This is a genomic window from Thiomonas sp. OC7 (assembly GCF_900634595.1).
Taxonomy (GTDB): Bacteria; Pseudomonadota; Gammaproteobacteria; order Burkholderiales; family Burkholderiaceae_C; genus Thiomonas; species Thiomonas arsenitoxydans.
This window is the reverse complement of sequence record NZ_LR131953.1, coordinates 3699439-3725042: the sequence shown is the minus strand read 5'-3', so window position 1 is coordinate 3725042 and position 25604 is coordinate 3699439. Positions and strand designations below refer to the sequence as shown.

Below are 25604 nucleotides of genomic sequence, written 5' to 3'. Positions count from 1 at the left end.
GGAGGGCCGCTAATCGTGCGGCCCTCCCGTTTGTCCATTGTTATTGAACCGATTCGCAAGGCAGAACCCGTGGCAAAACGTGACTACTACGAAGTCTTGGGCGTGAGCAAAAACGCCTCGGAAGACGAGATCAAGAAGGCCTACCGCAAGCTGGCCATGAAGCACCACCCCGACCGTAATCAGGGCAACAAAGACTCTGAAGAGCAGTTCAAAATCGTCAAGGAAGCCTACGAGTGCCTGTGCGACACCCAGAAGCGCGCCGCCTATGACCAATATGGCCATGCCGGGGTTGATCCCTCGGCAGGCGGCTTCGGCGGATTCGGAGGCGGGGCGGGGGGATTTGGCGACTTCGGCAACATTTTCGACGAGATTTTCGGCGGCGGGCGGCGCGGTGGTGGCGGGCCGCAGGTTTACCGCGGCAACGATCTGAGCTATTCACTGGAAATCAGCCTGGAAGATGCCGCAAACGGCGTGAACAAAAGCCTGCGCATCCCCGGCTGGGAAGAATGCAGCACTTGCCACGGCAGCGGCGCCAAACCCGGCACCAAGCCCATCACCTGCACGACCTGCCATGGCAGCGGCCAGGTGGCGCAGCGCATGGGACCGTTCGCCATGCAGCAGACCTGTCCGACCTGCCACGGCACGGGCAAGCTCATTCCCGAGCCCTGCCCGGCCTGTCATGGCCGTGGCCGCATCCAGAAGCAGAAGACCCTGGAGGTGCAGATTCCCGCGGGCATCGATTCGGGCATGCGCATCCGCTCCACGGGCAACGGCGAACCCGGCGTCAACGGCGGGCCGCCCGGAGACCTGTATGTGGAAATCCACATCAAGCAACACCCGGTGTTCGAGCGCGATGGCGACGACCTGCACTGTCACGTTCCGGTGAGCATGGCGAAGGCGGCTCTGGGCGGCGGTATCGATGTGCCCACGCTGGGCGGCAAGGCGGAGATCGACCTCCCCGAAGGCACGCAGGCGGGCAAGACCTTCCGCCTGCGCGGCAAAGGCATCAAAGGCCTGCGTTCGAGCTATCCCGGTGACCTGTATTGCCACATCACGGTGGAGACGCCGATCAAGCTCAACGAGGAGCAGAAGCGTCTGCTGCGCGAGCTCGACGAGTCGCTGAAAAGGGGCGGCGATCGCCACTCGCCGCAAGCCAAGTCGTGGTTCGACAAGGCCAAGGAATTCTTCAAACCGGTTTGAGCCAACGACCAAAGTGCAAGGCAGAGGCAAGGGGTGCGAAAATGGCGCCCTTTGTCATCTCAAGAGCATCATGGACGCAGAACGCCTCAACGCCATCTCCAACCGAATTACCGACCTCCAGCAGCGCGTTCAAGCGCTAAGGGGGTATCTTTGACTTCGATGCCAAGGCGTCGCGGCTGATGGAAGTTGCAGGGGCGCTCGAAGACCCGCAGGTCTGGAACGACCCCAAACGCGCGCAAGAGTTGGGCCGCGAACGCAAGTCGCTCGAAACCGTGGTGCTCGGGCTGGAGAGCCTCACCACGGCGCTGGCCGATCACAGCGAGCTGTTCGAGATGTCGCGCGAGGAAGGCGATGACGCCACCTGCGAAGCCATCGAGGCCGATGTCGAGAAGTCCGCCGCCGAAGTCGAGGCGCTGGAGTTCCGCCGCATGTTCTCCAACCCGCTCGACCCGAGCAACTGCTTCATCGACATTCAGGCCGGCGCCGGTGGCACCGAGGCCTGCGACTGGGCCAGCATGCTGCTGCGGCAGTACCTGCGCTACTGCGAACGCAAGGGCTTCAAGACCGAGGTGATGGAAGAGACCGAGGGCGACGTCGCGGGCATCCGCAGCGCCACGATCAAGGTCGAGGGCGACTACGCCTACGGCCAGTTGCGCACCGAAACCGGGGTGCACCGCCTGGTGCGCAAGAGCCCGTTTGACTCGTCCGGCGGACGCCACACCAGCTTCGCCAGCGTGTTCGTCTATCCCGAGGTGGACGACTCGATCGAGATCGACATCAACCCTGCCGACGTGCGCACCGACACCTTTCGCGCCAGCGGCGCCGGCGGTCAGCACATCAACAAGACCGACTCAGCGGTGCGCCTGACGCACATTCCCACCGGCATCGTGGTGCAGTGCCAGAACGATCGCTCGCAACATAAAAACCGCGCAGAAGCGTGGCAGATGCTGCGCTCGCGGCTGTACGAGCACGAGATGCGCAAGCGCATGGCCGAACAGCAGACGCTGGAATCGACCAAGAGCGACGTGGGCTGGGGCCACCAGATCCGCAGCTATGTGCTCGATCAGAGCCGCATCAAGGATCTGCGCACCAACGTAGAAATTTCCAACACCCAGAAAGTGCTCGACGGCGATCTCGACGAATTCATCACCGCCAGCCTGAAGTCCGGCCTTTGAACCTCAACCTGAGCCCCACTGATCCCCATTGCCCCGCTGAACTCCGCACTGCCATGACCGCCAAACCCGACACGCCTGCCCGCATCACCCGCCTGGCGGAGTACACCCCGCCGTCCTACGCCATCGACAGCGTGCATTTACGCTTCGATCTCGACCCCGCCAAGACCCGCGTGCACAGCCGCATGGCGGTGCGTCGCCTTGAAGGCGCAGCCGAGTCCGCCCCGCTGGTGCTCGACGGCGAAGACATCACCTTGCTGACCCTGAAGGTAAACGGCGAATTCGTCGCCTTCCGCCAGGACGGCAACACCCTGGTGCTCGACAAACTGCCCGAGACCTTCACACTGGAAATCGAAACGCTCAACGTCCCCCAGGCCAACACCCAGTTGGCCGGCCTTTACATGTCGGGCGGCGCGTTCTTCACCCAGTGCGAGGCCGAGGGCTTTCGCCGCATCACCTACTGGCCCGACCGCCCAGACGTGATGAGCCGCTTTCACGTCACCCTGCGGGCCGACAAATCGAAGTACCCGGTGCTGCTGTCCAACGGCAATCTGGTGTCGCAGACCGACCTGGACGGCGGCCGCCATGAAGCGGTGTGGGACGATCCGTTTCCCAAGCCCTGCTACCTGTTCGCCCTGGTTGGCGGCAATCTGGTGTGCCGCGAACAGACCGTGCGTGCCGCGTCGGGCAAGACGCATCTGCTGCAGGTCTATGTGCGCGCGGGCGATCTCGACAAGACCGAGCACGCGATGGAGTCGCTGATCAAGGCTATCGCCTGGGACGAACAGCGCTTCGGCCTGAGCCTCGATCTGGACCGTTTCATGATCGTGGCCGTGAGCGACTTCAACATGGGGGCCATGGAAAACAAGGGCCTCAACATTTTCAACACCAAGTATGTGCTGGCCAATCCGGCCACCGCCACCGATGCTGACTATGACGGGATTGAGAGCGTGGTCGGCCACGAGTACTTCCACAACTGGACGGGCGACCGCATCACCTGCCGCGACTGGTTTCAGCTCAGTCTCAAGGAAGGTCTCACCGTCTTCCGCGATCAGGAATTCAGCCAGGATCTGGCCGCCGCTTCGGGCGGCGAATCCGCCCGTGCGGTCAAGCGTATCGAAGACGTGCGGGTGCTGCGCACCGCGCAGTTTTCCGAAGACGCCGGTCCGATGGCGCACCCGGTGCGCCCCGAGCAATACCAGGCCATCGACAATTTTTACACCGCCACCGTCTACGAAAAGGGCGCCGAGGTGGTGCGCATGATGCAGACTCTGGTGGGACGAGCCGGTTTCCGCAAAGGCATGGATTTGTACTTCCAGCGCTTCGACGGCCAGGCCGTGACCTGCGACGACTTCGCCCAGGCCATGGCCGACGCTAACCCAGACTCCGCGCTGGCGCAACATCTTGCCGCCTTCAAACGCTGGTACAGCCAGGCTGGCACCCCGCGCCTGCACGCCAGCGGCGCGCTCGATACCGCTGCCCGCACCTACACCCTCACCCTGCGCCAAACCTTGCCCGACACGCCCGGTCAAACGGATAAACAGCCGCAGGTCATTCCGGTCGCCACGGGCCTGCTCGACGCCCGGGGTAACGCCCTGCCGCTTTGGCTGCAAGGCCAGGACAAAGGCACGTCGACCGTGCTGGTCCTCACTGAAGACCAGCAGACTTTCGTCTTCGAGCAGATCGATGCCGATGCAGTCACGCCCTCATTGCTGCGCGGCTTCTCCGCGCCGGTCATCCTCGACTACGCCTACACCGATGCCGAGTTGCTGCATCTGCTCGCGCACGACGCCGACCCGTTCAACCGTTGGGAAGCGGCGCAGCGCCTGACGCTGTCGCGCCTGCTGGCGGCCGTTCGCGGCGAGACGCTGAACCTCGATGCGCCCTATCTCGACGCGCTGCGCGCCGTCCTGCGCGACCCGAAGCTCGATCCGGCGTTCAAGGAACTGCTGCTCACCCCGCCCGGCGAGGCCTACATCGCCGAGCAGCTTGAAGAGGTCGACCCTCCTCGCATCCACCGCGCCCGTCAGGCGCTACGCACCGTGCTGGCGCGAGAACTCGCGCAGGACTGGCAAACCCTCTGGGACACCCTCACGCCCGAAGGCGGCTACAGCCCCGACTTTGCCAGTGCCGGTCGCCGCGCCCTGCGCAATCTGGCCCAGGCACATTTGTGCGAACTCGGACAGGCGACTTGGCTGGGACGGGTCTATCAACGCGTCAAGGATGCCGACAACATGACCGACCGCTTCGCCGCGCTGGCCGCGTTGGTACAAGTCGGCGCCGATCTGGCCAAGCCCGCGCTGGAGCGCTTTGCCGCCCAGTTCGCCGGTGAAGCGCTGGTCATGGACAAATGGTTCGCGCTGCAGGCCAGCGCGCCCGACCACGACGGGCAGCAACTCGACCGCGTGCGCGCGCTGATGCGGCATCCCGCCTTCTCCATCCACAACCCCAACCGCGCACGCAGCGTGCTGTTCGCCTACTGTCAGGCCAACCCCGGCGCATTCCACCGCACCGACGGAGCGGGCTACGCCTTCTGGGCCGAACAGGTTCAGGCGCTCGATGCCATCAACCCACAGGTCGCCGCCCGGTTGGCGCGCGCCCTCGACCGCTGGCGCAAGCTCGCGCCCGCCTATCGCGAAGCGGCGCAACAGGCACTACGCACCGTGGCCGAAAGCGCCACGCTGTCTTCCGACACCCGCGAAATCGTCGAACGCGCCCTGGCCGACTGATCGCGGCGCGCCCCTTCCCTTCCAGAGACTCCCCATGACCCAATCCGTCAACCTCACCCGCTATCTCGTCGAGCAGGAGCGCGAGCACGGCGTCATCACGCCCCAACTGCGCCTGCTCGTCGAAGTGGTCGCGCGCGCCTGCAAACGCATCAGCATCGCCGTGAACAAAGGCGCATTGGGCGACGTGCTCGGCTCCGCCGGCACCGGCAATGTGCAAGGCGAAGTGCAGAAGAAGCTCGACGTCATCGCCAACGATGTGCTGATCCACGCCAACGAATGGGGCGGACATCTGGCCGCCATGGCCTCGGAAGAAATGGACACCGTGTTCCCGGTCTCCGAGCACTACCCGCGCGGCGAATACCTGCTGCTGTTCGACCCGCTCGATGGCTCGTCCAATATCGACGTGGACGTCACCATCGGCACCATCTTTTCCGTGCTGCAGATTCCCAAAAACACCACCGACGTCACCGAGCAGCATTTTCTCCAGTCCGGCAGCAAGCAAGTTGCCGCCGGCTATTGCGTCTATGGCCCGCAAACCCAACTCGTGCTCACCGTAGGGCATGGAGTGGCCGTGTTCACCCTGGACCGGGAACAGGGCAGTTTCGTCCTCACTGAGCGCGATTTGCAAATTCCGCCCAGCACTAGCGAGTTCTCGATCAATATGTCGAATCTGCGTCACTGGGCGCCACCAATCAAGCGCTACATCGACGAATGCCTGCAAGGCAAGGACGGTCCGCGCGGACGCGACTTCAACATGCGCTGGGTGGGCAGCATGGTGGCCGATGTGCACCGCATCCTCATGCGTGGCGGCGTGTTCCTGTATCCGTGGGATCAGCGCGAGCCGAACAAACCCGGCAAGCTGCGCCTGCTGTACGAAGCCAACCCCATGAGCTTGCTGGTGGAGCAAGCCGGCGGCGCAGCCACAACTGGCTCGCAGCGCATCCTCGACATCGTCCCCACCTCGCTGCATGAGCGTTGCAGCGTGATGCTCGGCTCGCGCGAAGAAGTCGAACTGCTGCAGCGCTACCACGCGCAGACCGTCTGAACTGAAAAGTAAATCCCGCCCCTGGTATAGAATGGCTGGCTTCGCCGGTGTAGCTCAGTTGGTAGAGCAGCGCATTCGTAATGCGAAGGTCGAGGGTTCGACTCCTTTCACCGGCACCAATAGTCCTTAAAACCGCCCTAACCGGCGGTTTTTTTGTGCCCGATCGCCAGAAAAAAGAAAAATACTAAGTGAATCAATCACGTGGGATTTTATTCTGGCGGAGAGAGGGGGATCGAAAAGATTAGTTTTTTCAAATAGTTAGTACGTCGGCACCATATTTCATACCATGTTACACGCCCTGAGTGCCGCTCTACTGCCCTGGATACGGCGGCAGGATCATCGTGCGGTTCACCAACACGTTGAATACGTAGCCCGGCCGTATTGTCAGCGTTGGCTGAATGCTCAGATTCTTGTTGAGCAGGTTGGTGCCGACATTGTCCATCTGCTGAGCCAGGGCTGAGGCTGCCTGCTGGCTCGCCGACGGGGTGTTGAGGGCGCCGGCGTTCTGCGGCTGGCTCAGTTGCGCGCCAACGCCAAGCATGCTCATCAAGACGGCACTACCAAAGATTCGCATGTAATGGTTGTCGACCTGATCGTGGAATCCGGCCTGGCCCTCCCCGTCCGTGCCGCTCATCCCTTTCAGATCCATCATGGCGCCGTTGGGGAAGATCAACCGATTCCAGGCTACCAGCACTCGGCTCTGGCCATAGGCCACGTCGCTGCTGTACTCGCCGATGATGCGAGTGCCCTGGGGAATGAGCATCACGGCCGGATTGAGGCTGTCATAGACCGTCTGCCGCACCTGCGCCGTGATCGTGCCCGGCAGATCGCTGTCGATGCCAGTCAGCATGACTGCAGGGATGACGGCGCCGGCGAACAGTTCATGATTGCTGATCGGCGGTTGCGCCGCCGCATCGAGGTAGCCATTGGACGCCTTGCGCTCCTGGTTGGCCAGGAACGCCTTGTTCTGGGCTTGCGGGCTCTGGGCGTCGCCAGCCATACCCGAGGCGCCCTGAAGTGCCGCCAGAGCTTTCTGGAGGTTGGGATCAGCCGCGCCCTGGGGCGTTGCGGCCAGAGCCGTGAGGTTGCGCAGTGCGTCGGCTCGCGATGGGGCTGCCGCCTGGGACTGGATGCTGCCCATCATTCCCACGCTCCCCGCGCTGGTCTTGGCCAAGTGTGCAGTCTGGTCCGCCAATATGGCGCCTTCCAGATCCTTGTAGTGCTGCTCGATCAGCCAACGGCGGTACTTTTGGGCCGGCGTGAGTTGCGGCGGCTCGCCGCTGGCATGCAATGCCCCGCCGGGGTTGTTCGGGTGGTTCAAAGGCGCGCCCGGGCTGCTGGCTGCGCCGACGGGCGCAGATGCGGCGTTGCCGGTTGGATCGGAAGACGCCGCCACAGGCCCGCCCAAATGCTGCTGCGCCGCGCGCTGCATGGCAGCGACGTCCGGCGATGTCTGCCCGACCATGGCGGTTGTCCCGGAGCTCTCAGCGGGCTGGCTCTTGTTTCCGGCCGTCAGAATGCCGATCACCATCCCACCGACGACGACACTGCCGCCGATGAAGGCGATTTTCTTGAAGTTCTTGCTCAGGCGCGCTCCGCCTTCGCGCGGCGTGCCCTTGATGCTCAGGGCCCCTCCCTTCTTGGGCGCCGCGGCGCCGTTGAGGTCCTGGTTGAGCAGACTCTCGTCCAGGGGCTTGTCGTCTTGAATCGCTTCAGTCATGACGCGCCCTCACCGCCCAGAGAACCAGCCGCCACCACCTGCCTGACCGTGCCGGCATGTCACGCTGCTGGCGCCCTTGCCGACGCCGACGACCAGTTTGAACGTCTGCGGCAGGCCATCGATGATGTAGTAGCCATGCACCAGGCGACTGTTCATCAGCTCAGTCTGGCCGTTGCTGACGTTGAACACGGCTGGCGCGTCGGTGTATTTCATGTCGGGCGGCATCTGCAGATAGGTGTGGCCGCCCCCTGCGAAGACGCGCACGGGCTTCAGATCGGCGGCCTCAAGATCGGCATGGCCGTCATCCACCTTGCACGTGAAATCAAAGTCCAGGCTTGCCGGGTCGATGCTGCCCATGGGTGCAACCACGGCCTTCTTCCTGGCCTCGACCCTGGCCTGCTCAGCCGCCCTCGCCTGTGCTGCCTGCTGCTGCATGTTGATCACCAGCTGCTGCGGGTCGTAGAAGCCGACCAGCGGCACGTAGTCATGGGCGTCGCTCACCAGGGTCATGTAATAGACCCGCCCGGCGTCGGTCGTAACCACCAGGTTGGTCACCAGACCGGCGGCCGTGGGCTTGACCACCACCACGGGGCGATCGCCGGCGCCGGCCGATTGCACGAGCCAGCGCACCGAGTCGCCGATGGACATGTTGGTGATGTGCTCCCCGACCATCAGGTTGATGACGCAAATGTGCAGCGGTGCGCAGGTGATCGTGGGCCGGCTTTGCCCGTAGGGGTACATCACCTGACCATTGGTGCCGACGAGAGACGGCGCAATCCCGGTTTGCAGCCATTCTTGGCTGGCGTCCTCGGTAGCCCGCGAGGAGAGTGGGACCGGAGCGACCCCATGGACCAGTTGGTCACTGGTGCGTCCCTTGTCCGGGGTGCCGATCAGGTGAATCGTCGTGGTGCTCGGCATGGCCACGGCGGAGCTGGCCACCATGGCGAGCGCCACCAGGAAATTGGGGGAAAGTTTCATGTCGGCTTCCTTACTGGCCTTTGGAGAAGACCTGCGTCCAGGTCACGTTCTTGACGAACAACCCGAGCGGGTTGTCCAGCATGACTTGCGGACTCTCGGCGAGCTTGGGGTCGATCCCCGTGGTGACGTCGGCCTTCCAGTGCTCGGCCGTCTGCGGCTGCCCACCGTTCACCCGGACCTCATCCCAGCCGACCTGCCACGTATCTTTGCTCACTGGCAGGATGCTGGTGATGTTGGCGCTCACCGTGAAGTCGCCGAACGGGGGATGCTTGCTGTAGTAGCCATTGAGGTAGGCGGCGGTGTCGCTGCTCGCCATCGCGTAGACGCGATGGATCAGCGTTTTCTGGGCTGCAGGGTCAGGGATGACGGTCCTGGCGTTCCAGATCCAGTTGGCGACCTGCGCCTCGATGATGCGTTGGTCGACGGCGCCGCCCGAGACCGGTTGCGCCATGGCGACCGGGTTGCCCATCTTGTCGATCGCCACGACGTAGGGCTTGATCTTGGATTGGGCACCGATGAAGACGACGCCCGTGACTGCGATGGCAGCGACAGCCAATGCGCCAATCGCCGCGTAGCGCCAGCTCTTGGCGCGGGCGAGCGCATCGCCATAGCGCTCATCCCACTCGCGGCGCGCGTTCAAATAGGGGTTGGCCTCCGCCATCATTCCTCCTGTGCATGGGTGACGGGCCTAGGCCCTTACCTGGATTGCGCAGGAGGTTGCAGTAGGTACGCTACGGGGGCAGCAGTTCTCGTCGGCGAAGCAAAAAGGGCAAGAGCCGAAAATGAGACGGAGTTCAGCCTGCTTGCAGCACGTATAAATGTGTGAGACTTATCGCAGGAGCACCCCTGCTGCTGTGGCAGACCGGCCGGCCCTTTAATTACCTGCCGTCTCACGCCATGGCGCGCCTTGTATGCTTGGGTCCGCCGCTTGCACGGAAGGCGGACAGAAAGGGAACGGGGCGATCCAGCATGGCAAATTTTGAAGTAAAAACCGCCGAGGTACTGCGCCACCTCAAAAAGAAGGTCGACAAAGAGCGAGACGGGTCGATGACCGAAGTGTTGGGCGTGAATGCGACGACTTTGAGCATGTGGCGCGGTGACGGCGTGAAGCTGTCCGCGCTGCAGGTGGCCAACCTGATCGTGAAGACACGCAAACAGGCCAGGGAACACCTGCGCCAGAGCGCCATCAAGCCGATCGTCGAATTTTTCCCAATAGAAGCGGTTTACCTCGGCGCAGCGGAGAAGTCACTCATTGTGTTCGACGCGAACAATAATGCCGGCAAACATCGCACTGGCCTCTACAACGCGCTAATAAAGGCAAAAAGCGGGCTCTACATCTTCTACGACACGCGAGGCAAAGCTCTGTACGCGGGGCAGACCAAGAAGCAGAACATCTGGAAGGAGATGAATCTGGCATTCAACCGGCCGCGAAGCTCGCAGGTCATGACGCTGGTGAGGCACCCGACTAAAGACGTCGAGTTCCGGGCGGCTAACGAGAAGGTACGCCAGCCGACCGATCAGATGCTGCGCTTGCACGATCTGGCCGCCTATTTCAGCGCCTACGAGGTAGTGGAGGAAATGGTGGACGACCTGGAGGCACTTTTGGTGCGCGCATTCCCGAACGACCTCTTGAACTTCAGGATGGAAAAATTTGGCAAGGAGGCGAGCGCCAAGCGCAAAGCCCTTGAAAGGAAAGCCAAGGTTGGTGGTGTCGCGGCGAAGAAGGCCGCCAAATCCACGGCGGCTGCAAAGTCGCCGACCGCCCGTGCAGCCAGAGACAAGAGGCCCGTCTGAGGCGAAGTCGCAGGCGACCTCGGCGAGTTGCTCGATGTAAGGGACTTGAAGGCGTGCATGCCATGTAGCAACGCTCGCATTCAAATCGAATAACCCTTACGAGTTGATCGCCACGATCCGTTGCGGGCCCGCCAGCTGTCATTCAATATTCATCGGTGACTTTCGAACAAACAATCAGGATCATGGCGAGCATTGCCGCCGATGCTCGTCGCCGGCTAGGTATCTGATTCGCCCGTCTCAGCCGGCGTTACCTTCTGCGCCATCCTAGCCTTCTCGATGACTGCGGCCACCGACAGGGTGGCCACGCAGAAGACGAACCACAGGCCCAGCTTCCACCACACCGGCTTCAGCATCAGGACCGCGAAGGACACGGCGTTGACCAGCTTGATGAGCGCGATCAGCAAAGCCCTGGGATCATGGCGCCAGGCATCCGCAACGCGGGCTCGCATGGCATCCACCAGTTCGTCGCGCGGCACATTTCTCGCCATGCCTTACTCCGAATGACCGAGGCGAATCTGGATCCCACCGCCACCACCTTCGTGGCGTGCGATGTCGTCCTTGGTCCCTGCAGCGCGTCCGAGCCCATCTTTCATCACGTTCCATGGGGATTTGCCTTCATCCCCCTTCTCGCCTGCTTGCGTTCCTGCGTCACTGGCTCCCGCCCCAGTCGGCAGGTTCGGTGCGCCCAGCGAGTCCGCGCCACCCGTTGCCGGAGCCGTAGGACTGGCACTGGAAGAAGCCGCTGACGCGTCTGCGCCACTTTGCCCATCCTGTTTGAACCGAGCCGACGCTGGACTGGAGCCGCCCATACGACCGGCGTCCGCAACTGCCTTAGCGGGTGCGCCAGAGGCAGGAGCGGGACCGCCAGGCGCTCCCCCTACGCCGCCAACGGAGCCTGCTGGGCCCGTGCCTGGCTTCGATCCGCCGATGCTTCCGGCTGACATGCCGCCGCCGCCAGTCATGGCCCCGAGTGACGCGAGCTTGTCGGCACCGCCAATCCCGCCAGCGGCCGCGCCCGAACCAGCGGTGCCCGCGCCCACGAGTCCGGCAAGTTTGTTCAGTCCGCCTTGAGCAGCGCCCACGGCGCCGGCGTAGCCTGCAACGGCTGCAGCTCCGGCACCAGCCACACCACCGGCAACGCCGGCTGCGGCGCCCATCGTGTTGCCCAGGCTCATGCTGGGTGAGCCGTTCAGCATGCTGCTCGCGATGCCGGGGACCGTGACGCCCATGGCACCGTAGACCAGCGAGGACACACCGATGGCGATGGGGGCCTGCGGAGAGAAAGTGTCGGGGTTTGTCGCGAAGCCATGCAAAGTCGTGATCCAGCCATCAGCCAGGGACTGGCCGAGCCCCGTGATGAGGTACAGAACGAAGAGCTTGATGCCAATGCTGAAGGCGTAGCCGAAGTACTTCTCCGCGAAGGGCTGCGTCCACTTGCTGCCGTTGAACCCCAGCAGCAAGGCTCCGCCGCCGATGATGAGGTAGCTCTCAATGTTGGCGATCAGGATCTGCACAGCCAGCAGCGCGTAGGCCGCCATCACCATGATGGAGGCGAGGACCGTCCCCAGGAAGAAGCCGAGCGAATCGATCGGATGCATGACAGAACTCACCTTCCCTTCGACCGTCCACATCGCATTGGAAATCCCGAACCCCTGGCCAAACACCGTCGATGGGTCCAGTGCCGGGGATGCCGAGGCGGGCGACGCCGCCCCCACCGAGCTGCCCGCGCTCTTGAAGCTGTTGATGATCATCGGGATCCACGTCGGAGCCTCGGCCAGCAGCATGTAGAAAAATGCCAGCGACAACATCTTGAGAACGAACGCAGCAATGAAATCACTGAGGTCGTTCTTCTTGAGCAACCAGTTGATGCCCGTCCAGGCGATGTCCAAGCCAGCCAGCCCGACAAATAGGCCCTTGGCCAGCGTCAGCGCCTGTGTCATCCAGCCGGTCGTCGCCCCCTGAAACTGGTTCTGGAGATTGGTGAGAAAGCCTGCCCCGGAGGCGGAAATCGCCGGCGGCGCGATCTGTGCGTGCGCGACGACGGGCGCCAGCAGCAGGGTGAGCAGGAGAGACGACCATCGGGCAGCGAGGCGCGGATTCATCATGATCCCTTCAATAGACCTGCGGGGTCGGATTGCTCAGCAGCTGATCCTCGTTGTTCTGAGAGTGCTGCACGCCGTTTTGCCGGGTCGCGACGTAATTCAGCATGACCTGGTTGCCGGCCTGAATGTCCGACTGCAGGCTTTGCATCTGGTTGACCATCAGCCCGGAGATCTGGTTGCCCGCCTGCAGGACTTGCATGCGTCCTGACGCCGACTGGCTCTGATCCTGGATCGCCTGCAGAGCGGACTGGGTGGTCTGGAAGTCGGCGGCGTGCAGGCCATACTGCTGCAGAGTGCCGGCGACCTGACTGTTCAGATTGCTGGTCCACTGCTGCAGGCTGTTGGCGTAGTTGGACAGCGGCGCACTCGGCGCTCCGTACTGCTGTTGGATTGCCGCCACCGTGTTTTGCGACGCGTAGCTCAGTCCCTGGGCATTGCCGACGAGCTGGACCAGTTGCTGAAGCGGAGCCGCCGCGTTGGTCCAAAGCTGCTGCGGCATGTTCTGCAGGTTGCGCGCCTGGTTGAAGACCATCTGGAACTGCGCCTGGAGCTGCTGCGCCTGCGTGGCGTATTGCTCGACCAGCGTCAGTTCCTGCACGATCTGCTCGGGGAACGTGGCCCCGGCGATCATGCCCGTGGCGTGCGCCGGTGTCGTGACGATGGCTGCGAGTGCAGCCAGGGTGAGGATGCGTTTCTTCATGATGATCTCCGGTTACTGTCCGTTCTGTGGCACGCCGGTGGCCGCGCCGATCTGCTGCAAAGTGCTCGACGCATCCGTCGTCGCGGCAGTGCTGCCTGCGGTGTTGAGCGTGTTGCCAATGGCAGGAGCTGCTGCGGTCGCGGCGCTGTATGTCGCGTTGCCGTCAGTGGTCGCCGACGTCTGGACCGCCTGCTGCGCGTCATAAACCGACTGCTGCTGGTCGGCGGACTGCTGTGCAATGGCTGCGGCCTGCGTCCATGTCGGGTCGCCGGTTTTCCCGGCCATGCTGGTGTCGTACTGGCTGATGGCGTTGGCCGCGTTCTCGGAATACTGTGCCGCCAGCCCGGCCTGCCAGGCCTGCGCTGCGGTGACGGCGTCGTTTTCGTTCTGCTGGCTGGCGGCGTTCAGGGATGCCTGCCGCGCGTCGGCAGCGCTGGTATAGGCCGTGCCGGTATTGGCAGCTGTCGCCGACTGCCCGGTCTGGACGCCGGTCTGCGCCGTGATCTGCTGCAAGGCATCCCGGGTGCTGGTGGCCCCGGCGGTTTGCCCCTGCGGCACACCAGTCATGGACCGGATCTGCTGCAGGGAGTCTTCTGCGTTCGAGACCGCGGACGCAGCGGCCGCCGCATTCAACGCGCCCCCAAGAACAGGGGCTGCAGCGACGTTGCCGGCGTAGGCCGAGTTGGCCATGTTCTGCTCGACCGCGTTGGCGGCCCACCACGCAGCGGCACAGTAAGGGTTCCCACAGGACGCGGCGTTCTGCGCGTACTGCACAGCCGTCTTGTTCGCCTCGAAACCTGTCGTCGACAAGTTGTTCATCAGCGCCTGCGTTGCCGCGCCCGCGGCGAGATAGCTCGCGTCGTTGCGTGGCGTGACCTGCCCGGTCTGCACGCCGGTCTGCGCGCTGATGCCGCTCAGAGAATTTGCGGCGCCGGACGAAGCGGATGCCTGGGCGGACTGACTGTTGGACTGCGCCACCGCAGGGGCAGCATTGACTTCCGTACTGCAGGCGCTAGCCTCGGAGGCCTGATCCTGCTGCTGAACAGGAATCTGACCGTCCGCCTGCGTCTGGTTGTCGTTGGCAACGCTCTGCGCCTGATCGGCGGCCTGCTGCCAGACATCACCGCCCAGCGCGCTGTCGCCTGAGTTGGCAGCATCCTGGTTGGAAATGTCCTGCGCCGTATTGGCGGCGGCCTGATAGGCCTGCTGGTCGTAGTAGGCCACGCCCGCGCCGTAGGCGCTCGTCGTGTTCTGCGTCGCCGCGGCGCTCATCGTGGATTGAGGATCGGGGGCCGATACGGTCTGCGCGCTGGCCGTTCCGGCTGCGGCTGCGAGGATGACGGCCAGAACGTGCTTTTTGGTGTTCATCAGTACGACTCCCAGAGTTCCGCTGCCCTGCCCTGGCCGCGCTCGCGCAGCCATTGGGCCGGCCACGCATCGCCAAGCTGATCCTTCAATTCGCGGATGCGGAGGACGTCTTCCTTGCCCGACGCTCCGACGAAGGCCAGTTCCGGGCCGGACAGGCCGAGCTCGAACAGTCGGCGGCCGTCGGGGTGCATGGCGTAGTACTGCCGCTTGGGCGTGGCCATCGCCAGGATTTCGATCTGCCGGCGATTCAACCCGATGCCTTCATAGAGGGGCCGGATGTTCTCCGTCTGCGCCTCGGGGTTGGGCAGCATGATCTTGGTCGGACAGGACTCGAAGATCACGTCGGCGATGCCCGATCGGATCAGATCGGTCAGCGACTGCGTGGCGAACACGACCGCCACGTTGGCCTTGCGCAAGACCTTCAGCCACTCGCGGATCTTGGCCCTGAACGCGGGGTGACTGAGCATGATCCAGGCCTCGTCCAGCACGAGCAGCGTGGGCTGGCCCTTGAAGCGCTGCTCGATGCGGTGGAACAAGTAGGTGAGGACTGGCAACACCAGCTTGTCGCCCTTGTTCATCAGGTGTTCCATCTCGAAGACCTGAAACGGGTCTTCGGCCAGGGCATCCGTTTCAGCGTCCAGCAGGGTTCCGGCCATCCCGCGCAGGGTGTAGGCCTGCAGGGCCTCGCGCAAGGTCTGATCCTGCAGCAGCACCAGGAGATTGGTCATGGTGCGCTGGCTCATCTGATCGGTCGAAGCTCCGAGCTGCACCACAGCGCGGAAGATTTCCTGGCGATGATGGGGGAGGATGGTCACCCCCTGCAGTTCGCAGAGCTGCTCCAGCCATTCGGCGGCCCACACCTGCTCGCTGGGTTCATGGACGCGTCCAAGCGGACAGAACGCCAGCTCTCCATGCTCTCCGGCGATGTCGTAGTGCTGGCCACCCGCGGCCCAGCAAAGAGGCAACATGGAATAGCCCTTGTCGAACGCAAAAACCTGGGCGCTCGGATAGCGGAACTGTTGCGCCACGAGCGTGGACAGCAAGGTCGATTTGCCGCTGCCCGTGGGGCCGAGAATGACGCTGTGCCCCAGGTCGTTCGCGTGCAGACTGAGCCGGAACGGCGTCGAGCCGTCCGTCTTGGCATACAGCAGTGGCGGACTGCCCGGCGGGTAGAAAGCGCAGGGATTTTTCTCCGGCCCGGCCCAGACGGCAGTGAACGGCAGCAGATGAGCCAGGTTCAAAGTGTGGATCAGCGGGCGCCGCACATTGGCGGCCGTGTTCCCCGGCAGCGTGCCGAGATAGGCCTCGACAGCGTTCACGTCCTCGATGCGGGCACTGATGCCGTGGTTTTCGATCAGCTTGGCGACCTCCCGGACCGTCTCGTCGAGCAAGGCGGCGTCCTCGTGGGCAAGCACGAGGACGCTTGTGAAGTAGCCATAGAGCACCATCCCGCTGGAGGCCTCGGCCATCGCCTGCACGGCGTCGCCGGCCATGCGATCCGCGTCGGCATTGACATGAGTCGCCTGGCCTCCGGCGTTCTCCCGCATCAGATTCATCATGCTTTTGCGCTTCTGCGCCCATTTGCCGCGGTACTTGTTCAGCACCTTTTCGGCCTGGCCGGGATCGAGATAGATGAAGCGGTTGCTCCAGCGGTAGGACACCGGCAGGCGGGACAGGAAGTCCAGAATTCCCGGGAAGCTGTGGGATGGCAGGCCGGTCAGCCCGATGCATGCCAGACTGCGGTTGCCCACGCGCGGCACGAATCCCGTGGCGAAATCGTGGGCGCCCAGGATCGCATCCAGGTACATCGGCACCTCGGCCATGACCATCGGCCGAGACGTCGGCGCCATGCTGACGCACTGTTCGAGGTGAGCCAGCAGGGGGCTGGTCACCGCTCCGGTGCGCTCGTTCACCTCGTCGGTCAGGCGCCGGATATGCAGCAGGCTCGACAGCCTGCCCTCGATCTCACGGATTTGCTCCTTGAACCGATCGAGGTTCCGGCTTGCGGTCGCCTTGACGCGGCCATCGACGAACAGGTCGGCGGTCTTGCTGGCGGCGTCAGGCATCGGGAACCAGGTCACGCTCAGCACATAGCGGCTGGCGTAGCCCACGTAGACGCCTTCGTGGGAAGCACGCCGCATGTCATCGATCAATCGGGTCGTCCGATCGGGGAATGTACCTTGGCGGGCATAGCCCGGCGCGGGCCCGCGCACGGCATCGCAGTGAATCACCCAGCCGTCGCCAAGCTTCAGTGCGGCGTTGATGCGCGCCGCCATGGCGCGGAGCTCCTCCGGCGTGGCGGAATCAAGATCCGGCCCGCGGTAATCCCATGCGGCCATGAAGCCGCCGTTCTTGGTCAGCACAATGCCGTTGTCGACCAGGGCTGCCCAGGACAGCAGGTCGGGCAGGCCATAGGCCGCCGTGCGAAATTCCTTGAGGGCCAGCATCACTGGATCTCCCGCTGCCTGGCGAACGGCGTCGCCTGCGCTGGGTAGAAGCGCCGGTACTTGAGCGAACGCGGCCCGGTCTTGGACAGCTGGTCGTCGTAGCGGGCGGCACGCGTCAAGGCCCACTGGCCGATCACCCAGATCGAGATCCCGACCGCCGCCGCCCAGAGTTTGCCGAGGGAGAAGATGAAGACCCCGGCAACGATGAGCAGCATCAACACCAGATTGCGCTCCCCGCCGAGCATGAGGATCGGCCTGTTGAGCGCTTCGTGAATGGGAACCTTGTCGTCGTCTTGGATCATTGCGGGACTCCGCGTGTCTTGTGCATCAGCTCGACGACCGATGCGGTCTGCCGGAGGTCGTCGGAGATTTTGGAGGCCGCCCACCCCTGATCCATCAGAACCTGCACAACGCTCATCAGGATTTCTGGTAGATCAGGCGCGTCGGCTCCGTGGGCAGGAAGCGGCGGCGGGCTGGAGGTCGAATGCATGCGCTCACGCCACCATCGCGCCCGTCAGGCCCAGGACGGCCAGGAACTTGTTCCCCAGGACGATGAAGGCCACGCCCAGGACGACGTACAACGCCTTCTTGGCGATCCCGCCGAGCTCTTCGCCGAACACCAGAGACGCGCCCGCCGCCAGAAAGGCGATCACGCTGATGCCGGTCGCCACCGGTCCGGTCAGATCGTTTTGCAGGGTGGAGATGGCACCGTCCCACGGCAGACCACCCGCACCGGAGGCGAAGGCATCGGCCATCGTGGCCAGAAACACGGCACCGGCCAGAACCATGCGGCGCGCGGCAGCAGCGCGGAGCGTCTTGAACATCGGTTTCATCGGAAAATCCTTTCGAGAGGGATGACATGCGCAACCCGGCGCGCATACCTAAATTGCGCATCGGGTTGCAGCAGGTGGCGGCGGGGGTCATCGCAGGACGGCGAAGAGTATTTGTTAGTACAATAAGTGCTATGCGGATCACGTTCGACCCAGACAAAGACAGAGCCAACCAAGCAAAACATGGCTTGTCCCTGTCGTTGGCAGAACGGATGGACTGGGGCGGGCTGCTCGCCAAGCCGGATTCCAGGCGCGAGTACGGCGAGTTGCGCGTGATTGGCTTTGTTCCTGATGCAACTGGGCGACTGTTTTGCGTGGTGTTCACGGATCGCACCGATGGGCGCCGCATCATCAGCCTGCGCAAGGCGAATTTGAGAGAGGTCAAGCTCTATGCAGCAAACGATTAAAACTAGGAGTGGCCGCGCCCTGATCGTGCCCACGCCCGAAGAAGACGCAGCGATCAACGCAGGAATTGCGGCTGACCCGGACACCCACGAAGTCACGGATGCGGAGTTCGCACAAATGCGACGAATGGGCCGGCCCAGACTGGCCAGCCCCAAGATTCCAACCACGATTCGCTTCGATGCTGATGTGCTCGACGCGCTGAAAGGCACGGGCAAGGGCTGGCAGACGCGCGTGAATGAAGCCATGCGCGAATGGGTGAAGACGCACACGCGCTGAAGCAGCGCTATCCAGCGACTCGCCGGACATCGGCGATGGTGATAGGTCCCCAGTACCGACTGTCGAAGCTCTGGGCGGCAAGCGCCGGCGTCGCGCCGCTGCCGTAGACCCAGTACTGACGGGAACCCAGCGTCAAGCTCCCCTGCTGGTGGGGCATCTGCAGCCACGGATAGTTGCCCGAGCGCAGCAGCTGGCCGCTGTTGGGCAATTCACGACCGTTGATCCAGACACCACGCAGGTTCACCACGACGCGGTCGCCCGGGATGGCGGCCACGGTCTTCAACATCGGCATGCCGCCGCCCGGACAGTCACCGGACAGGTAGAAGGGGAAAGCGCGTGGCGTCACCCACGCCGGAGGACAGAGTTCGACCTTCGTTCCGCGAGGAATAGCCTCGCCAACGTCCAGGGGGTGCAGCCGATACCAGCCGAGCGGCTCACTCTCAGTGAAATTGAGCCGCCAGCCTGACCACAACAACACGTTAGTGGTGATGAACGAAGCGCCAAGAAGCGTGAGCGGGATGACGAGGCGATCCCAACGCAGGCGGCGGGCACAGTCGCCCTGAGGATCTCGCTCAATGGTGAATGGACCGCTCATTTTGTGCGTACAATCCGACTGTGGAAATTGATTACGACCCGGCCAAAAACGCCAAGAATCTCCGTGAGCGCGGCCTCTCGTTCGACAGCGTCGTGGACTTTGATTTCTCGACCGCGATGTTCGTCATCGATACGCGACGCGAGTATGGCGAAGTGCGATGGCGGGCGCTGGGTCAGCTTCATGGCCGCCTACATGCACTGGTGTTTACGCAAACACCAGTTGGCGTGCGAGTCATCAGTTTTCGCAAGGCAAACCGACGTGAGGTACAGCGCTATGAACAAGCGACCCAACCCTGAATTGATTGATGAGGACAACCCGGAGTGGACAATCGGGGATTTCAAGCGTGTTGTCCCGTTTTCGGGCCTTCCAGACTCGTTGCAGCGCAAACTGCGCGGCCCGCAGCGTGCACCGACTAAGCAGCGCGTGACGATTCGACTGTCTCCCGATGTCGTCGGTCGATTCAAAGATTCCGGCCCAGGCTGGCAAACGCGTATGGACGCTGCGTTGCAGGATTGGCTGAAATCACACAATCCGGCCTGAATCTGTTCGCGCAACCCATGCGTGCCGTTGAGAGCCTGGACGACGTTGCCCTGTTCGACGCCGTGAAGGCTGCCGACGATGGGTCTCGGGTTCTTGGCGCGATCGCGCATGCCATCCTGGACGGCGCCCATCCTGTCAAGGCCTGGCGCGAATACCGCGGACTCACCCAGGACGCTTTGGCCGAGAAGGCCGGCATCAGCAAGGCCTATCTCAGCCAGATCGAAACGGGCAAGCGGATCGGCGTGGCCAAAACCCTCAAAGCCCTCGCTGCGGCGCTCGGCGTGACGCTCAATGAGATCCAGCCCTGATTTCCGCAGTGCCGCCTGAACCACCCAGGAGCTTCCCGTCACCAGCACCGCGCAAACATGCTCGCGCCGGTCGATACGCCCAATACGCAACGTGCCCCCAAGCGGGATCGGACGGAAACGATCATGAAACATCGAGCGCGCTCGTCACCGCAGCGCGTTCCATCCCACGCGTGAAGTAGTACCCCTGGCCATAGCGAATACCAGCCGCGCGCACCCGCTCCAGGTCACCCGGCGATTCGATCCCTTCGGCGATGACAAGTACGCCGACACCTTTGAAAAGTTCACGAAGATCCCGAAGGAAGCGTGGATCGACTCGCCGGGCGAGATGGGTCAGCGACATATCGAGCTTGGCAAACGCAGGGCGTACCTGCAGAGCGCGGCCGATACCGTCATAGCCCGAACCGACGTCGTCAATGGCCAGCGCAAAGCCGGCTTGCGTCAGTCGCGCAAAGGCGCAGGCTGATGCTTCGCAAAAGTCCGCGGCGCGGAGTCCTGGGCGGATGTGCTCGGTCCACTCCACCACCAGCCGATCCCGGCCCGGGATGGCCAGCAGACCTTCGACGATGGCGGGATCAAGGGCCTGGTGAGCATCCACGTTGACGAAAACGCGGACGGATGCCGGGATGTGGGCGCGAAAGAGATCGGCCATGCGGGCGTACCACGTCCGCCAGCCGTCGTCAGTCCAGTCCGGGCACCGATCGGCACCAGCCAGCAGCTCGAACCCCAGAGTCTCATCGCTGACCAGATCCACGATGGGCTCCAGCCGGAAGTGGGGACGTGTCATTGCCCTCTCCCGGTTGGGACTTTCTTCGGGTCGAACTTGATGCGCTCGGCCAGTGCCGGGTCCTGGTAATACTTGATCTTCTGGCAGTACACCGGCGCGAAGCCGGCGACGAACACGAGTTCATCCTCCGGCGGCAGTCGCATGCATTCGTCGGCGGTCAACAGCGGCCGCTGCACGATCTGCTCATTGGTGTTGACGTTCTGCAGCACCACCGCCAGCCGGTTGCCCGAATACTGGCGCTGTGTGTGCGTGACCGTCGCCTGGCCAGCCATCTCGGACAGCAGCTTGGCCGTCTCGACCTTGTTCGGCGCATAGGCCACGCGGATGTGGCAGTTGCTGACGATCGACTCGTCCTTGCCATAGGCGGCGTTCAGCTGCGTCAGGTCCTGCACGATCAGCAGCGCTTTCAGGCCATACCCCGCAATGAAAGCCAGGGCCTCCTGGAAGATTTCCAGCTTGCCCAGACTGGGGAATTCGTCGATCAGCAGCAGGAGCTTGTGGGGGAAGCGGCTCTTGCCCATGCCCCCCATCTCGAAATCCATCCCCTCGGTCAGCCTGCGCACCACCTGGCTGATGACCAGGCGCAGCAGTGGCTTGAGACGATCCTTGTCGCTGGGCGGGACGACCAGATAAAGGGATGTCTTCGGGGCCACGGCCTGGCCATCGGGATTTTTTCCTCCCATCAGGCTTTCCAGTGAGAAGTCCGAAACCCTGGTGTTCTCGGCCACGATCGGATCGCGATACAGCGACAGGAAGGACAGCGCCGTGGACAGCACGCTGCCGGCCTCGTTGTCGGGCTTGTTCAGCCAGCTTTGCATGGCCTGGGCAACGGCCATCCATCCCGCGTGGCGCGCGTCGTGCTCTTCCTGCCGCTCGGCCAGCCTGCCCTCCTCGAGCATCGCGTGCGCGATGTCCCGGATGTAGCCAATCACCGCCCTGGCGCCTTCGACGACGTCGCCGTCTTTGCCGCCTTCGCTCTGCGCCTGAGCCTGGGCCTTGCTCTCGGCCTCCTTCCGGAAGATGCCGCCATCCGAAAGGATGCCCAGCACGGTCGCAATGCATCGGTCGACCTTGCTCTCGCCCTGCGGCGGCTCGCACAGCAGCACGAACAGGACGACGCCGGTCATGAGGTCGAAACCGGTCTTGGCCCAGTGATCCTTCAAGCCCTCGCCGTTGGGGTCGACGATCATGGTGGCGATGTTCTGCACATCCTTGACCAGATTGCCATCGATGCGGATCTCCTGCAGGGGATTGAACCGTGCGGAATCGGTGCTCGTCGGGTCGAATTTGAGGGTTCTCTGGCCGAGAAACTTGTGGCGAAAGCCACTGCTCAGTGCCCAGTTTTCACCCTTGATGTCGAGCACCAGCACCGATTCGTCCCAGGACAGCAGGGTCGGGATCACGATCCCCACACCCTTGCCGGACCGGGTCGGCGCGAACACCATCATGTGTTCGGGCCCCTTGTGGCGCAGGTACCGCACCTTCCCCTTGTGCTCCCAGGCCCCGAACAGCACCCCGCCCTTGTTCTTGTCGGTCGGCAGGATGCCAGCCTCGAGCACCTCATTTGGCAACGCCCAGTGGGCCGAGCCGTGGAGATCATTGCGCTCGCTTTCGGCTTTGCGCGTGCGCCGGAAGGCCAAAGCGACCGGCAGCACAAGCGAGAAGAAGCCGCCGACACCCATGATGATGTGGGCGCGCTCGAAGATTGCCATGACGGCCGTGCCGTAGTCGAGGCTGTTGAACTTCCAGGTCCACACAAGGACGTCGAACGGAAAGTAGACCCCAGGCTCCAGCATCGGCTTGCCCAGCGCCGCAACAAACCCCAGCGCCCAGGCGGCGTACTCGGTCGCCGCCCAGCAGGACAGCAGCACGATCATGGCGAACAGGCCAAGCCCCACGAAGACGAAGCGCGTGATGTCTTTCTGGGCCTTGGGAATGTGATACAGCCCGTTGGTCGGTGAAGTCATGGTGTTGTGTCCTCGGATCGAAGGCGGCCCGTGACGTGGGCCAGACGGCGTGCACCCCGGTCGAGAAATTTGACGGAAAGGAACCGGTTACACGCTGCGGCAGTTATTTATGCGCCACCCGCCGCTTGGCGCGTCGGACGTCAGCGGCCCCGGCCCGCGGACCGGCGCGTTGACTGACGCTGGGGCGGACGAGCCGGGTGTTCCGGCCTGTCGCCCTCGGGCCGTGCAGTAGATTTCTCGGCGGTACGCTCCGCTGTGTTCGGCTTATCCTTGCCGGCAGCCTCCTCGGCCTGCTTGGCCAGATGGAACTCGGAGGACTTGCGATCCTCTTTGTCCAGAACCTTCAGGTTTTCCTCGGCAACGATGGCCGCGGCAAGTTTCTCGGCAGCGGCCGGTTTGGCAAAACCGTGATAGACAAGCGCGCTGGGTAGGTTCTTCGGATCAAGCGCCAGCATCGCGTTGTCAAGGATGCGGTAAGCGTCCTTTTCGCTACCACCTCCTTTGACGAAGTTGTGAATCGCGCGCTCGTAGGCACCGACTGCAGTGGGCTGGAGCATCTGGGTGGGTTCCACCCCCGGGACGACGAATGAGCGGCTGCCCATCACGCGCTGCACGTCCGCCTCAGGAATGCCGACATACCGGGCGTAGTCATGCCCCTGCGGGTCGATGTGCAGAGTCTGCCGATCCTGAGCGGTGACCTGGATGACGTGGCGCGTCCCGTCCTCGTCGATACCGCCCTTGCCGTCCAGCCAGGGCTGGGTGGCAAAGAAGTCGGCGGTGAACTTGTCGTAGTCCGAAGAGGACAGTTTCTTGTCCTCCACGACACGGACCCTGGCGGCTGGTTGCAGCCCAGCGCCAGGCAGCGTCACCAAGCCATCGCAGAGATCCTCGACGTTGCTGACTTTGCGCCAGAACAAGGATCGATTGGGCGCACTGTCTGCGCTGACGACCGGCGCATCGACCTGTGCCTGCACGTTAGGGATCGGCTTCGCGTCAGCATGCTGGCTCCGGGCAATGACCTCTGCAAATTTGGTCTGCAGATCCGGGTATTCCGCCAGGACATGCGACGGTGGCATGGTCTTGGGCGCGGCGTCGTTCGGCCTGAAGGCACCAGGCTGGTTGTCATATAGCGCGTTGTTCACCTCGCGCTCATGTGCCTGGCGGTACGCCCCCTCGATGGCCGGCCCATCAGCAAAGCCCAGGGATTGCCTGCCGTAAAACACTTCCCACTGCCGACCGTGGCCCGGCCCGAGCTTTTCCGCATGGGCAATGTCAGCGAACTCGGCAAAGGTCAGTTCGTGAGGTGCTTTCGACAAATCCACCGTATCCGGCCCGACAAGCTGCCCATAGATGCGATCGATCTTGTGCAGCGAGTCCTGCTCTTTGCCCAACACGTAGTCCACCGCCTTGCCGGCTTCCGCCGCTGCCCGAAAGATTTCGTTCTTGTCCTCTTTCAGGGCCTTGGCCCAGGACTGGATGTACGCCTTGTGTTGCTCTTCATCATGGGGAATGCCGGTCTCGGCCGCCATGAAGGTGCTGAACAGTTCGGCGCGCAGCTCTTCCTTGGCATATGCCTCAGAGCCGAAGCGGTGGCCACCTGTGATGCCTTCGCGGTTCAGGCGTTGCTGGGCACCCGTCGCATGGCCGATCTCATGCAACGCCGTGCCGTAGTACCCCTCGACCGACTTGAAGGACTCGCGCGGCGGCAGGGAGACCTCGTCGCGCTTGGGCGAATAGAAGGCATGCTGCGGATGGGTGGCAAAGCGAACGCCATCTTCTTGCATCGCCGTCATCAGCTGCTCGGCACGCTCAACGACCGGGATCTTGTTGTCGGGCGTCTTCAGCGGCTCGATCTTCAGACCTGTGCACTGCTCGGCGTTGAACACCGTGTAGACGCGCCCCACGACGGAATCCAGCTGCCTGTGGGCGGCGCCCCAGGCCAATTCCCGCCCCTTGTGGCGCACCGTCAAATCGGCTGCCTTGACGGCCAGGGTGGATATCTTGTCCGTGGGCATGCCCACGTGCACCACACCCTTGCCTTCGTCAAACACCTTGACGCGCATGCTGTTGAGGCTGATCTCGACGTCGCGGCGCTCCCAGAATGGCTGATCCTTCCAGAGTTCGATCGGGTGGCCTTTCTCGCCTTTCTTGACCCGGCCGCCAAGCTCGTTGATCTGCTTGACCGTGCCGAAACGCGGGTCGGCATAACCCTGGTCCATCTGGACCAGCTGCAAAAGCAACCGGTTGCCGCCCTTGTAGGCGTTGCCCGTTGCCATGTTTCGCGGCAGGCCATGCTCCAGGTTTTCCCAGGGGCGCTCCCACGGGATTTGGCCACGCTCCAGGGACTGGACCATGCGGTCGGTGATTTCCTGACGCAGATCGCGCTGCTTCTTTTCGGCGGGCAACGGCGAGGCCTGCTCCCCTGCCCCGCCCACGCCTGTCAGCGCCTCGGACTCTTGGTCACCCTGGGCGGCGGCTGCTTGCTGCTCGAGATCATCAGCCATGTTGGACCTCGTCTTCAGGTTGATCGAAAACCGCGCCAAACTCACGCTCGGCGTGGTCGCGACTGGCGGCTTGGATCTCGACGAAGACGTCGGACTCCATGGCATCGGGAATCAAGGGTTGGGTTTGCATCGTGGTTCTC

General features: G+C 63.3%; 26 protein-coding genes and 1 tRNA gene. 11 read left to right on the top strand and 16 right to left on the bottom strand.

Annotated features, from left to right (window positions below; translation table 11 throughout):
* Nucleotides 1-69: 69 nt before the first annotated feature.
* The 5 genes from dnaJ (at nucleotide 70) to BIO17B3_RS18000 (ending at nucleotide 6265) form a co-directional block, all read left to right on the top strand.
* Nucleotides 70-1200: a molecular chaperone DnaJ gene (gene dnaJ / locus BIO17B3_RS18020; protein WP_013106170.1), complete on the top strand. Its 1131-nt coding sequence runs from the start codon at nucleotides 70-72 to the stop codon at nucleotides 1198-1200.
* A gap of 70 nt (nucleotides 1201-1270) precedes the next feature.
* Nucleotides 1271-2375, top strand: a protein-coding gene (gene prfB / locus BIO17B3_RS18015) for a peptide chain release factor 2 (protein ID WP_156055010.1) whose coding sequence is annotated in 2 segments (ribosomal slippage) — nucleotides 1271-1351 and nucleotides 1353-2375 — 1104 coding nt in all. Because the reading frame shifts where the segments join, the coding sequence is not laid out codon by codon here.
* 53 nt (nucleotides 2376-2428) lie between these two features.
* Nucleotides 2429-5101: an aminopeptidase N gene (gene pepN, locus BIO17B3_RS18010; RefSeq protein ID WP_156055009.1), complete on the top strand. Its 2673-nt coding sequence runs from the start codon at nucleotides 2429-2431 to the stop codon at nucleotides 5099-5101.
* Nucleotides 5102-5135: 34 nt separating this feature from the next.
* Nucleotides 5136-6146 carry a class 1 fructose-bisphosphatase gene (locus tag BIO17B3_RS18005; protein WP_013106173.1) on the top strand — a complete coding sequence of 337 codons (1011 nt, stop codon included), beginning with the start codon at nucleotides 5136-5138 and terminating at the stop codon, nucleotides 6144-6146.
* Nucleotides 6147-6189: 43 nt separating this feature from the next.
* A tRNA-Thr gene (locus BIO17B3_RS18000) sits at nucleotides 6190-6265 on the top strand.
* A 191-nt stretch (nucleotides 6266-6456) separates the two neighbouring features.
* Here the strand turns inward: BIO17B3_RS18000 and BIO17B3_RS17995 are convergent.
* The 3 genes from BIO17B3_RS17995 to BIO17B3_RS17985 are packed head-to-tail and all read right to left on the bottom strand — an operon-like array spanning nucleotide 6457 to nucleotide 9505.
* Nucleotides 6457-7866 carry a TrbI/VirB10 family protein gene (locus tag BIO17B3_RS17995; RefSeq protein ID WP_156055008.1) on the bottom strand — a complete coding sequence of 470 codons (1410 nt, stop codon included), beginning with the start codon at nucleotides 7864-7866 and terminating at the stop codon, nucleotides 6457-6459.
* Nucleotides 7867-7875: 9 nt separating this feature from the next.
* A complete protein-coding gene (locus tag BIO17B3_RS17990) occupies nucleotides 7876-8844 on the bottom strand; it encodes a TrbG/VirB9 family P-type conjugative transfer protein (RefSeq protein WP_156055007.1) in 969 nt (322 codons plus the stop codon).
* 10 nt (nucleotides 8845-8854) lie between these two features.
* On the bottom strand, nucleotides 8855-9505 hold the full coding sequence (locus BIO17B3_RS17985; RefSeq protein ID WP_156055006.1) for a VirB8/TrbF family protein: 651 nt from the start codon (nucleotides 9503-9505) through the stop codon (nucleotides 8855-8857).
* A 308-nt stretch (nucleotides 9506-9813) separates the two neighbouring features.
* On the opposite strand from BIO17B3_RS17985, the gene BIO17B3_RS17980 reads away from it, so the two are divergent.
* Complete coding sequence (locus BIO17B3_RS17980; protein ID WP_197737914.1) at nucleotides 9814-10638, top strand: hypothetical protein; 825 nt, start codon at nucleotides 9814-9816, stop codon at nucleotides 10636-10638.
* A gap of 215 nt (nucleotides 10639-10853) precedes the next feature.
* Here BIO17B3_RS17980 and BIO17B3_RS17975 read toward each other — a convergent pair whose 3' ends face one another.
* The 8 genes from BIO17B3_RS17975 to BIO17B3_RS17940 are packed head-to-tail and all read right to left on the bottom strand — an operon-like array spanning nucleotide 10854 to nucleotide 18088.
* Nucleotides 10854-11126 carry a hypothetical protein gene (locus BIO17B3_RS17975; RefSeq protein ID WP_156055005.1) on the bottom strand — a complete coding sequence of 91 codons (273 nt, stop codon included), beginning with the start codon at nucleotides 11124-11126 and terminating at the stop codon, nucleotides 10854-10856.
* Nucleotides 11127-11129: 3 nt separating this feature from the next.
* Nucleotides 11130-12740, bottom strand: coding sequence for a P-type conjugative transfer protein TrbL (gene trbL / locus BIO17B3_RS17970; RefSeq protein WP_172978987.1), 1611 nt, complete (start codon nucleotides 12738-12740; stop codon nucleotides 11130-11132).
* A 10-nt stretch (nucleotides 12741-12750) separates the two neighbouring features.
* Entirely contained in the window at nucleotides 12751-13440 is a 690-nt protein-coding gene (gene trbJ / locus BIO17B3_RS17965) for a P-type conjugative transfer protein TrbJ (protein ID WP_156055003.1), read from the bottom strand.
* Between the two features lie 12 nt (nucleotides 13441-13452).
* Nucleotides 13453-14808, bottom strand: coding sequence for a hypothetical protein (locus BIO17B3_RS17960; protein ID WP_156055002.1), 1356 nt, complete (start codon nucleotides 14806-14808; stop codon nucleotides 13453-13455).
* On the bottom strand, nucleotides 14808-17255 hold the full coding sequence (locus BIO17B3_RS17955) for a transporter (protein WP_156055001.1): 2448 nt from the start codon (nucleotides 17253-17255) through the stop codon (nucleotides 14808-14810). The genes BIO17B3_RS17960 and BIO17B3_RS17955 overlap by 1 nt, the downstream gene beginning before the upstream one ends.
* A complete protein-coding gene (gene trbD / locus BIO17B3_RS17950) occupies nucleotides 17255-17557 on the bottom strand; it encodes a conjugal transfer protein TrbD (RefSeq protein ID WP_156055000.1) in 303 nt (100 codons plus the stop codon). Before trbD ends, BIO17B3_RS17955 begins: the two co-directional genes overlap by 1 nt.
* Entirely contained in the window at nucleotides 17554-17745 is a 192-nt protein-coding gene (locus BIO17B3_RS17945) for a hypothetical protein (protein ID WP_156054999.1), read from the bottom strand. Before BIO17B3_RS17945 ends, trbD begins: the two co-directional genes overlap by 4 nt.
* Before the next feature lie 4 nt (nucleotides 17746-17749).
* Entirely contained in the window at nucleotides 17750-18088 is a 339-nt protein-coding gene (locus tag BIO17B3_RS17940; protein ID WP_232054336.1) for a TrbC/VirB2 family protein, read from the bottom strand.
* Nucleotides 18089-18219: 131 nt separating this feature from the next.
* Between BIO17B3_RS17940 and BIO17B3_RS17935 the strand changes: the two genes are divergently transcribed.
* Nucleotides 18220-18492, top strand: a complete 273-nt coding sequence (locus BIO17B3_RS17935; RefSeq protein WP_156055325.1) for a BrnT family toxin — start codon at nucleotides 18220-18222, stop codon at nucleotides 18490-18492.
* Nucleotides 18476-18766 carry a BrnA antitoxin family protein gene (locus BIO17B3_RS17930; RefSeq protein ID WP_156054998.1) on the top strand — a complete coding sequence of 97 codons (291 nt, stop codon included), beginning with the start codon at nucleotides 18476-18478 and terminating at the stop codon, nucleotides 18764-18766. Before BIO17B3_RS17935 ends, BIO17B3_RS17930 begins: the two co-directional genes overlap by 17 nt.
* A gap of 7 nt (nucleotides 18767-18773) precedes the next feature.
* Here BIO17B3_RS17930 and BIO17B3_RS17925 read toward each other — a convergent pair whose 3' ends face one another.
* Nucleotides 18774-19361, bottom strand: coding sequence for a S26 family signal peptidase (locus BIO17B3_RS17925; protein ID WP_156054997.1), 588 nt, complete (start codon nucleotides 19359-19361; stop codon nucleotides 18774-18776).
* 20 nt (nucleotides 19362-19381) lie between these two features.
* On the opposite strand from BIO17B3_RS17925, the gene BIO17B3_RS17920 reads away from it, so the two are divergent.
* The 3 genes from BIO17B3_RS17920 to BIO17B3_RS17910 are packed head-to-tail and all read left to right on the top strand — an operon-like array spanning nucleotide 19382 to nucleotide 20209.
* Complete coding sequence (locus BIO17B3_RS17920) at nucleotides 19382-19657, top strand: BrnT family toxin (protein WP_156054996.1); 276 nt, start codon at nucleotides 19382-19384, stop codon at nucleotides 19655-19657.
* Nucleotides 19635-19901, top strand: coding sequence for a BrnA antitoxin family protein (locus tag BIO17B3_RS17915; protein WP_156054995.1), 267 nt, complete (start codon nucleotides 19635-19637; stop codon nucleotides 19899-19901). Before BIO17B3_RS17920 ends, BIO17B3_RS17915 begins: the two co-directional genes overlap by 23 nt.
* A 17-nt stretch (nucleotides 19902-19918) precedes the next feature.
* Nucleotides 19919-20209 carry a helix-turn-helix domain-containing protein gene (locus tag BIO17B3_RS17910; RefSeq protein ID WP_156054994.1) on the top strand — a complete coding sequence of 97 codons (291 nt, stop codon included), beginning with the start codon at nucleotides 19919-19921 and terminating at the stop codon, nucleotides 20207-20209.
* Nucleotides 20210-20330: 121 nt separating this feature from the next.
* On the opposite strand, the gene BIO17B3_RS17905 is transcribed toward BIO17B3_RS17910, so the two are convergent.
* The 4 genes from BIO17B3_RS17905 to BIO17B3_RS17890 form a co-directional block, all read right to left on the bottom strand.
* Nucleotides 20331-20993 carry an EAL domain-containing protein gene (locus tag BIO17B3_RS17905; protein ID WP_156054993.1) on the bottom strand — a complete coding sequence of 221 codons (663 nt, stop codon included), beginning with the start codon at nucleotides 20991-20993 and terminating at the stop codon, nucleotides 20331-20333.
* Nucleotides 20990-22960 carry a type IV secretory system conjugative DNA transfer family protein gene (locus tag BIO17B3_RS17900; protein WP_156054992.1) on the bottom strand — a complete coding sequence of 657 codons (1971 nt, stop codon included), beginning with the start codon at nucleotides 22958-22960 and terminating at the stop codon, nucleotides 20990-20992. The genes BIO17B3_RS17905 and BIO17B3_RS17900 overlap by 4 nt, the downstream gene beginning before the upstream one ends.
* A gap of 140 nt (nucleotides 22961-23100) precedes the next feature.
* Nucleotides 23101-25464 carry an ArdC family protein gene (locus BIO17B3_RS17895; RefSeq protein ID WP_156054991.1) on the bottom strand — a complete coding sequence of 788 codons (2364 nt, stop codon included), beginning with the start codon at nucleotides 25462-25464 and terminating at the stop codon, nucleotides 23101-23103.
* Complete coding sequence (locus BIO17B3_RS17890) at nucleotides 25457-25594, bottom strand: hypothetical protein (protein WP_156054990.1); 138 nt, start codon at nucleotides 25592-25594, stop codon at nucleotides 25457-25459. Before BIO17B3_RS17890 ends, BIO17B3_RS17895 begins: the two co-directional genes overlap by 8 nt.
* Between the last annotated feature and the right edge of the window lie 10 nt (nucleotides 25595-25604).